Source organism: Allorhizocola rhizosphaerae (genome assembly GCF_003426775.1).
Taxonomy (GTDB): domain Bacteria; phylum Actinomycetota; class Actinomycetes; order Mycobacteriales; family Micromonosporaceae; genus Allorhizocola; species Allorhizocola rhizosphaerae.
In genome coordinates this window covers 1-8,323 of sequence record NZ_QJUG01000300.1, presented here as the reverse complement: position 1 = coordinate 8,323, position 8,323 = coordinate 1, and the positions used below count along the sequence as shown (strand labels likewise).

Below are 8,323 nucleotides of genomic sequence, written 5' to 3'. Positions count from 1 at the left end.
GGCGCAGCGGCCCCCCAATCAGCGCCCAGCGCCCCGCCCCACCCCGGTGCTGCAGCCCCCGCGCCCTGCACGAATCCGGTTGACGGAGGGTCCGCTCGACGGCATGGTTGGTTGCATGCAAACGTGCTCGCGGCGAGCTAGCTGCGCCGAGCCGGTCTGACGACACCGGCCGGCTCGGCCTTCGTGTCCTGTTTCTCTTACGACAGACTGCGAGGCTTGCCGTGCACTCCCATCAGATCCGCTCGACCTTTTTCGCGTTCTTTCGCGAACTCGACCACCTGCTGATCCCACCGGGCTCGCTGATCCCCGATGACGAGGGCATGCTGCTGACCGGCGCGGGGATGGTCCAGTTCAAGCCGTACTTCCTGGGCGAGCGCGTGCCGCCGAGTTCGCGCCTCATGTCCACGCAGCCCTGCGTGCGCACGGTCGACATCGACAACATCGGCCGCACCACGCGTCATGCGACCTCCTTCGAGATGCTGGGCAGCTTCGCGTTCGGGTCGTATTTCAAGCCCGAGGCGATGGAATGGGCGCTGCGCCTGCTGACGGATGGCTATCGTCTTGAGCGGGATCGCTTGTGGGTCACCGTCTTCCACGACGACGCGGAGACTTACGACCTGTGGAGGCGTCTCGCGGTACCCACAAACAGAATTCAAAAACTGGGTTTGGAAGACAACTTCTGGTCTATGGGGGTACCAGGTCCGGCCGGCCCGAATACGGAGATCTTCTACGATCGCGGCGAGCGGTTCGGGCCCGCGGGCGGGCCGGCGGTCAACAAGGAACGCTACCTGGAGCTGTGGAATCTCGTATTCATGCAGGTGATTCGGGGATCGTCCGATGTGGACATCGTGGGCGAGTTGCCGACACCGTGCGTGGACACGGGTCTGGGCGTCGATCGCCTCGCGATGGTGCTGCAGGGCGTCGACCACGTCCTGGACACCGACGGGGCGCGAAGGCTGCTTCCCGACCTCCCGGATGGGCCGAGCCTGCGTATCGTCACCGATCACGTGAGGACTGCGCTACTGTTGCTGCGCAACGGAGTTCGGCCCGGCAACGAGGGGCGCGGTCATGTGCTGCGTCGCCTGCTGCGCCGGACGATCCGCCACCTGCGCCTGCTTGGTGTCGACGGCCCGATCCTGGGCGAGCTGACCGGTGACCCTGTTGTCGCGCAGGAGGAGGCCCAGTTTGGGCGGACTCTGCAACGCGGCTCGCGCCTGCTAGACAAGGAGATGCGGCGGCACGGACGCGTACCGGGCGACGTGGCGTTCAAACTCCATGACGCGCACGGGTTTCCGATCGACCTCACCATCGAGATCGCGAACGAGACGGGCGTCCCGGTCGACCTCGACGGCTTCCACTCCCTCATGACCCACCACCGCCAAACCAGCCGCCACCCCCACCCTTCCGGTCGACCCACCGCGTGGGCATAGGCTCAGGCCATCAGCTCCCGCTCCAGGACCGACCGGGTGCGGCCGCGCGGGCTCACCCGCACATCGCCGAGCCACTCCCCGACCCGGGCGGCCAGACGCTCCACTTCGGACCGTTGGTGGCCGCCGATGTCTTCCAGCAGCCGAACCACTATTTCGCCCGACGGCCGTTGCGCCCAACCGCCGACCACACGCCCATCGCACCACACCGTCGGACCGATGTTGCCCGTGCCGTCGAACATCAGCTTCGCGTGGTCGCCCAAATACCACTCGCGCTGCTGCCAGCCCATCGGGGTCGGATCGAGCGGTGGCAGCAGCGCCACCCACGGCTCGGGCGATGGCACCGGCGCGGGCTCGTCATCGGCCAGCATCACGCCCGCCACACCGTCCATATCGACCTCGACCGGCCCGACTCCGGTCAGCGCCTGCTTCACGTGGGCCGCCGTCCATCCGGTCCACCACTTCAGGTCGGCGACGGTGGCCGGGCCGAACGAGCGCAGCCAGACCCGCGCCAGCTCCACCCGTGCCGCCTCGGCGGAAAACCCTTCCAACAAACCATCCGGTGCCGCGCTCCAGCGCCACTGCGTGCTCGACCACGTGCCAACGGGCCTGCCGCGCAGCGCCCGCCCCCGCGTCGCGAGCAGGATCATGACCCATGGCGTGATGTTTTGCCTCGACTCATACTTCTTGCCCTCCGCCAGGTGAACCCGCGTGCGCAGCTGTGGCACCACGGCCGAAAGCTGCGCACCCGTCGCCTCCCCCAGCTCGCTGAGCGCCGCCTCGGTGTCGCGCTCCACCCGCTGCAGCCACTCGGACTCGACGTCGAGGAGCTTCAGATAGGTGCGCCGCGCCTTCTCCCCCACCGGCACCGCGCAAGCCTCATGCACGACGCCCGCCAACTCCCGCGGCACCACGAACGTCGTGCGCCGCATGGCCAGCAGCCGGACCAGCGATCGCGCCTCATAAAGCTCTCGCTCGATATCTTCGGGCTTCACCGACGACATCCGCACAAAAATCGACAGGAACAGCGTCGTCGGGTCGGTGGAGTGCAGCGCCGTCAGCCCACGCGCCACATCGACCACCGAACCAGCGGGAGCCGCCAGGAAATGCCGCACGCCCAGCCGGGCCCGCCGCTGCTCAACCGAAATCCGAAGCACGCCGCCAGGCTACGCCGACCCTACGACACCGCTAGTCCGACACCGAAACGGGCAGCTCAACCCGCACGACCAGGCCCCCGCCCGCCCTCGCCTGCGCCGACGCCGACCCGCCGTGCGCCCGTGCCACCGACGCCACGATCGACAGCCCCAACCCGGCCCCCGGATGGGCCCCATTGACCCGGTGCAACTGCCGGAACGGCTCGAACAGCTCGGCCGTGGACTCAGACGGCACATCCGGACCCGTGTTGCTGATTTCGATCGCCGGTTCCCTGCCGACCCGCAACCACACCGATCCGCCGGAATGGTTGTGCTTGATGGCGTTCTGCACCAGGTTGCCGACCATCCGCTCCAGCAACACCTTGTCGCCGAGCACCACCCGCGGCTCCAACACCGAGTGCATCGCGAACCCGCCCTGCCGCACCGCGGTCTCGTGCGCCGCGAGCGCCGTCTCCGCCACCTCGTCCAGCCGCACCCGCTCCCGCCGTTGCAGCCCGCGATCGCTGCGCGCCAAGGTGAGCAGCCCCTCGATGATGGCCTCGATGCGCTCGTTCATGGCCAGCAAGCGCCCCCAGGGGTGTCGCTTGTCGTCCCCACCCGGCGTGCGCTCCATCGCGACCTCGATGAGCGTGCGCTGCGCCGCCAGCGGCGTGCGCAACTCGTGCGACGCGTTGGCCACGAACCGCCGCTGGCTGTCGAACGAAGCCGCCAGCCGGTCGAGCATTTCGTCGAAGGTGTCGGCCAGGTCGGTCAGCTCGTCGCGCCGCCCCGGCATCCGGATCCGCTGCTGCAGATTGTCGGCGCTCAGCCGCCGCGCCGTCGCGACCACGGCCTGCACCGGCCGCAGCATCCGTTGCGCCGCAAGCCATCCAAACAGCGCCGCCACGACCACCAGCACGCACAGCGCAATCAACGACTGTTGCAGCAACGTCTCCAGCACCTCGGCGCGGTAGTCGCGCAGCGCGGCACCCTGCACACCCCCGCTCGACGCGCCGGGCGAACCCGAGGGCGTGTCGCTGCTGCCCGTTGCGATTTGCGGGAGTCTTCCTCGTACCAGCAAATAATTGACGGTGAGCAACACCACGCCGCTGGCCAGAATCAAACCGCCACACACCGCGGCGAGACGGAGCTTTATCCCAACCGATAGCCGACGCCCGGCACGGTCTCGATCACCTTCGGTTGGCCCAGTTTCTTGCGCAGCGTCATGATTGTCACTCGCACTGCGTTGGTGAAGGGATCGATGTGGGCGTCCCATGCCTTCTCCAAAATCTCCTCGGCGCTGACCACGGCGCCTTCGGCTCGCATCAGCACTTCGAGGACCGCGAACTCCTTGGGGGACAATGCTACGAACCGCCCGTCGCGCGATGCCTGATGCCGCGGCAGGTCGAGCTCGATGCCGCTGCGGCGCAACACCGGCGGCAGGGCCTGCCCGGACCGCCTGGCCAGGGCGTGCACCCGGGCGACCAGCTCGGCGAAGGCGAACGGCTTGGTCAGATAATCATCCGCGCCGAGTGACAACCCGGCCACCCGGTCCTCTACCTCTGCCGACGCCGTCAGCATGATTATCTTGGGGGTACCGCCCGCGGCCACGACGGCCCGGCAGACCTCGTCGCCGTGGACTCCGGGCAGGGCGCGATCGAGCACCACGACGTCGTAGCTGTTCACCGCGATCATCTCCAGCGCGCTGGCACCGTCGCCGCAGATGTCCACGGCGATGGCCCGCTCGCGCAGCCCATCGGCCACCGCCTCGGCCATCACGGCCTCGTCCTCGACGATCAGGACTCGCACAACCCATCCTCTCTGCTCCATGGCGGCGGGCGTCTCGGCTCGGCCCCCGCCGCCTCGGCCTCCCCGCCTCGGCCGACTGCGGGCCCGCGCGGCCTGGCGGCCACGGGCCTTCCCCGTCACACTCCGCTTCCGCTACGCGGGCAAAGGCCCAAGCCGGCTCTCGCACCGACGAGGCCAGCTGCCACCGCACTTCCTACAGTCTCCCCCAGACGTGGTTAAACACCGCGTAAGCGCTCGTTCTTACGGGATCCAGATCGGCCGCACGGTAGAACATTCGCAAGACCGCAACACTCTCCATTCGGCCATCCGAGGTGACGCATGCGAAAACAACGATTGATCCTGCTGCTTCTCGTGCCGGCGCTGATCGCGCTGCCGGCCTGCTCCGAGGGGCCGAAAGACTCCAACGTGGCGTCGATGCAGACTCCCACCGCTCCGGCCAACGAGGCGTTCACGAAGTGCATGCGCGAAAACGGAGCACAGCCGGGCGGGGTCTCCGGCGGCATGGAGGGCGGCACGGGCCAGGGCGGCGACAGCAACATGTCCCCCGAGGAGCGCCTGAAGCAGGAGGAGGCGATGAAGAAGTGCCGCCAATTCCTGCCCAATGGGGGCAACCCGCAGCCCATGAGCACCGCCGATCTGGAGCGCATGCGGGCGCTGGCCAAGTGCATGCGGGACGCGGGCTACAACTATCCGGATCCCGACCCCAACGTCGGCGGCCCGGGTGCGATCAAGCTGCCCGACGGCGTCGACTTCAAGGACCCGACGACGCTCGCCAAATATCGCGAGTGCGCGAGCAAGGCCGGGATCGGCGCGGTCAACGGCAGCCCCGGTGCGCCTCCCGGGACGAACTGACCATGGTGGATCTCAATGGGCCGGAGTCCGGTCGCGGGCCTGGCCACGCTCGGCGCCGCCGGCAACGAGCGGCGCTGAGCGCCGGAGTCACGGTCATCGTGCTGGCCACCGGCGGCGTGGTCGTCTTCAGCCAGCTGGACCGCACGCCGCCCGCGACCGTCGTCCCCTCTCTCAACCGCATGACCTCGCCCGTGCGGCGGACCGATCTGGTCGAGCACATCGCGGTGATCGGCTCGGTCGGTTACGGCCACACCAGCCCGCTGGTCGGCCGCCGGCCGGGCACGGTCACCTGGCTCCCGCGGCCGGGCACGGTGATCGACCGCGGTGGGCGCATCTACGCGGCGGATGCCGTGCCGGTGCCACTGCTGTTCGGGGACTCCCCCATGTATCGCGAGCTTGCCTCCGGCGTGCCCGCGGGCGAAGACGTGGCGATCCTCAAGCGCAATCTCGCGGCGCTCGGTTACAGCGTCGGCAGCCAGGACGGGGTGTTCCGCGCGTCAACGGCGGCCGCGCTCAAGCGATGGCAGAAGGATCTCGGAGCGCCGCAGACCGGGCGGCTCTCGCCGGGCGATGTCGTCGTGCTGCCCGGCGCGATCCGGGTGGACGCGGTCGAGGCGCAACTGGCCGGCTCGGCGACCGGCACGATCCTCACCATCACCGGCACGACCCGCGTGGTCAGCGCGTCGCTTGAGGAGTCGCAGCGGTCCTTCGCCAAGCTCGACTCCAAGGTCAATGTCGACCTGCCCGGCACGGGCCCCGCGACGGGCACGGTCCGCGCGGTGGAAAGCGTCAGCGGCGAGGGCGGCGGGCAACCAAAGCTGCAGGTGACGATCGCCCTCGACGACCCGAAGCTGGCCGAGCAGGCCGAGGCGGGCTCGGTCCGGATCCGGTTCAGCGGGGCCAGCCGCAAGGGCGTGCTGGCCGTTCCGGTGCAGGCCCTGCTCGCGCTGCGCGAGGGCGGCTACGCGGTCGAGGTCGTGCAGGACGGTGGCAACCGGCTGCTCGCTGTCGAGCTCGGCATGTTCGCCGACGGTCTGGTCGAGATCAACGGTCCGGAGCTGAGCGAGGGCATGCAGGTGGTGATGGCCGCGTGACGCCGATTCTGGAAATGGTCGACGTCGGCAGGACCTATCCGGGTGGCATCGACGCCCTGCGCGACGTGACGCTGTCGATCGCGCCCGGGGAGATGCTCTCCGTGGTCGGGCCGTCCGGCTCGGGCAAGTCCACCATGCTGCATCTGCTGGGCACGCTGGACCGCCCGACCACCGGCCGGATCCTCATCAACGGCCACGACGTCGGCGGGCTGCCGGACCGCCGCCTCTCCGCGCTGCGCGCGTGGTGGATCGGTTTTGTGTTCCAGGATTTCCATCTCACCGATGGCCTGTCCGCCCGCGAAAACGTTATGGCAGCCCAAATTTACCGGGGGGTACCAGCCGGAGCCCGCAGGGCCGCCGCCGACAACGCGCTGAACCGGGTCGGTCTCGCCCACCGCGTCGACCACCTGCCGACCGAACTGTCCGGTGGCGAGAAGCAGCGCGTGGCGATCGCCCGCGCGGTGGTCAACCGCCCGCTGATCCTGCTGGCCGACGAGCCCACCGGCAATCTGGACTCCTCCTCCGGTTCCGGGGTGATCCGGCTGCTGCGGGAGCTCAACGAGGAAGGCACCACGGTGATTGTGATTACCCACGACATGTCGCTGGCCGCGAAGTTCGGACGGCGCATCGAGATGTTCGACGGCCGGGTGGTGAAGGCGTGATCACACCGATCCCTCCGGGCACCCGACTGTCGCCTTTGGACGTGCTGCGGCTGGGCACGATAGGCATCCGCATGCGCCCCGTGCGCACGACCCTCGCGGCCCTGGGCATCGCCATCGGCATCGCCGCGCTGATCGCGATGATCGGCATCCCGGCGTCCAATCAGGCCGCGGTGCAGGCGGAGCTGGCCGCGCTCGGGCCCAACCTGTTGACGGTCTCCCCCGGCCAGGACATGACGACCGGCGACAAGGCCAAGCTCCCACCCGAGTCGGTCGGCATGGTCGGGCGGGTCGGCCCGGTGGAGTCGGTGACGGCGCTGGGCTTCACGTCGGCCAAGGCGCGCCGGTCCGATCGGGTCCCGCCTGGCGAGACGGGCGGGCTGCTGGTCAGCGCGACCCGCCTGGATCTGCCGGAGGTGCTGCAGGCCAGGCTGAGCTCGGGGGTGTTCCTCAACGCCGCCACGGAGCGCTACCCGGTGGCGGTGCTCGGTGCACGCGCGGCGCACATCCTTGGGCTGCAACCCGATCCAGGGCTGTCGGCGCCGCTGGTGTGGCTGGACAACCGCTGGTTCACCGTGGTGGGCACGCTCGCCCCGCTGCCGCTGGCGCCGGAGGTCGACAATTCGGTGTTGATCGGCTGGACCGCCGCACAGCAATATCTGGGTTTCGACGGTTCGCCGAGCCGGATTTTCGTCCGCGTGGAAGGAGACGCGGTGGAGGCGGCGCAGGCCGTGCTGGGGCGTACCGTCAATCCGGCGCATCCTGAGCATGTGCTCGTCTCCCGGCCCTCGGAGGCGCTTGCGGCGCAACGGTTGGTCGCCAACGCCTATTCGTCGCTGTTCCTCGGCCTCGGCGCGGTGGCGCTGCTGGTGGGTGGCATTGGAGTGGCCAACACCATGGTGATTTCGGTGCTGGAGCGCCGCCGGGAAATCGGGCTGCGCCGCGCGCTGGGCGCCAGCCGCCGCCACGTCGGCGGGCAGTTCCTCGCCGAGTCGGTCGTGCTGACGGCGCTCGGCGGTGCCCTCGGGCTCCTGCTGGGCACGGCGTTCACCGCCGTCTATGCAGTCGCCGAGCGGTGGCCGGCGGTCCTGCCTCCGGGCGCTTTGCTTGGCGGCGTGGGGGTTTCGGTGCTCATCGGGATTCTAGCCGGGGTCTATCCGGCCGCACGCGCGGCACGACTCGCCCCGACAACCGCACTCGCGACGTCCTAGCTTGTTCTTTAAGGTTCGAGAGACCCCGCTGTCGTATGTGGACAGCCCTTGGTCGATCATTCTTCTTGTCGAGGGAAGAACATCAATCATCCAAGGGCTGTCGGTGATAAGTGTGCACGATCCGGTTGTGGGCAAGGC

General features: G+C 69.1%; 8 protein-coding genes. 5 read left to right on the top strand and 3 right to left on the bottom strand.

The window, feature by feature from the left end; all coding sequences use genetic code 11:
* Positions 1-221: 221 nt before the first annotated feature.
* Positions 222-1,430: an alanine--tRNA ligase-related protein gene (locus DM816_RS37785; protein ID WP_162908247.1), complete on the top strand. Its 1,209-nt coding sequence runs from the start codon at positions 222-224 to the stop codon at positions 1,428-1,430.
* Between the two features lie 2 nt (positions 1,431-1,432).
* Here DM816_RS37785 and DM816_RS37780 read toward each other — a convergent pair whose 3' ends face one another.
* Genes DM816_RS37780 through DM816_RS37770 form a run of 3 tightly spaced genes read right to left on the bottom strand, consistent with a single transcriptional unit; the run spans position 1,433 to position 4,369 of the window.
* Positions 1,433-2,584, bottom strand: a complete 1,152-nt coding sequence (locus tag DM816_RS37780; protein WP_117215304.1) for a winged helix DNA-binding domain-containing protein — start codon at positions 2,582-2,584, stop codon at positions 1,433-1,435.
* 31 nt (positions 2,585-2,615) lie between these two features.
* On the bottom strand, positions 2,616-3,683 hold the full coding sequence (locus DM816_RS37775) for a sensor histidine kinase (protein ID WP_211589025.1): 1,068 nt from the start codon (positions 3,681-3,683) through the stop codon (positions 2,616-2,618).
* A gap of 29 nt (positions 3,684-3,712) precedes the next feature.
* Positions 3,713-4,369, bottom strand: coding sequence for a response regulator transcription factor (locus tag DM816_RS37770; protein ID WP_117215302.1), 657 nt, complete (start codon positions 4,367-4,369; stop codon positions 3,713-3,715).
* Positions 4,370-4,687: 318 nt separating this feature from the next.
* Here DM816_RS37770 and DM816_RS37765 point away from each other — a divergent pair, with 318 nt between their 5' ends.
* Genes DM816_RS37765 through DM816_RS37750 form a run of 4 tightly spaced genes read left to right on the top strand, consistent with a single transcriptional unit; the run spans position 4,688 to position 8,185 of the window.
* A complete protein-coding gene (locus DM816_RS37765) occupies positions 4,688-5,221 on the top strand; it encodes a hypothetical protein (protein ID WP_162908246.1) in 534 nt (177 codons plus the stop codon).
* Positions 5,222-5,223: 2 nt separating this feature from the next.
* Positions 5,224-6,315, top strand: coding sequence for a peptidoglycan-binding protein (locus DM816_RS37760; RefSeq protein ID WP_117215300.1), 1,092 nt, complete (start codon positions 5,224-5,226; stop codon positions 6,313-6,315).
* A 5-nt stretch (positions 6,316-6,320) separates the two neighbouring features.
* The gene (locus DM816_RS37755; RefSeq protein ID WP_211589026.1) at positions 6,321-6,977 is read left to right on the top strand and encodes an ABC transporter ATP-binding protein; all 657 of its coding nucleotides are present in this window, start codon (positions 6,321-6,323) and stop codon (positions 6,975-6,977) included.
* Entirely contained in the window at positions 6,974-8,185 is a 1,212-nt protein-coding gene (locus DM816_RS37750) for an ABC transporter permease (RefSeq protein ID WP_246002583.1), read from the top strand. The genes DM816_RS37755 and DM816_RS37750 overlap by 4 nt, the downstream gene beginning before the upstream one ends.
* The last annotated feature ends 138 nt before the right edge of the window (positions 8,186-8,323 follow it).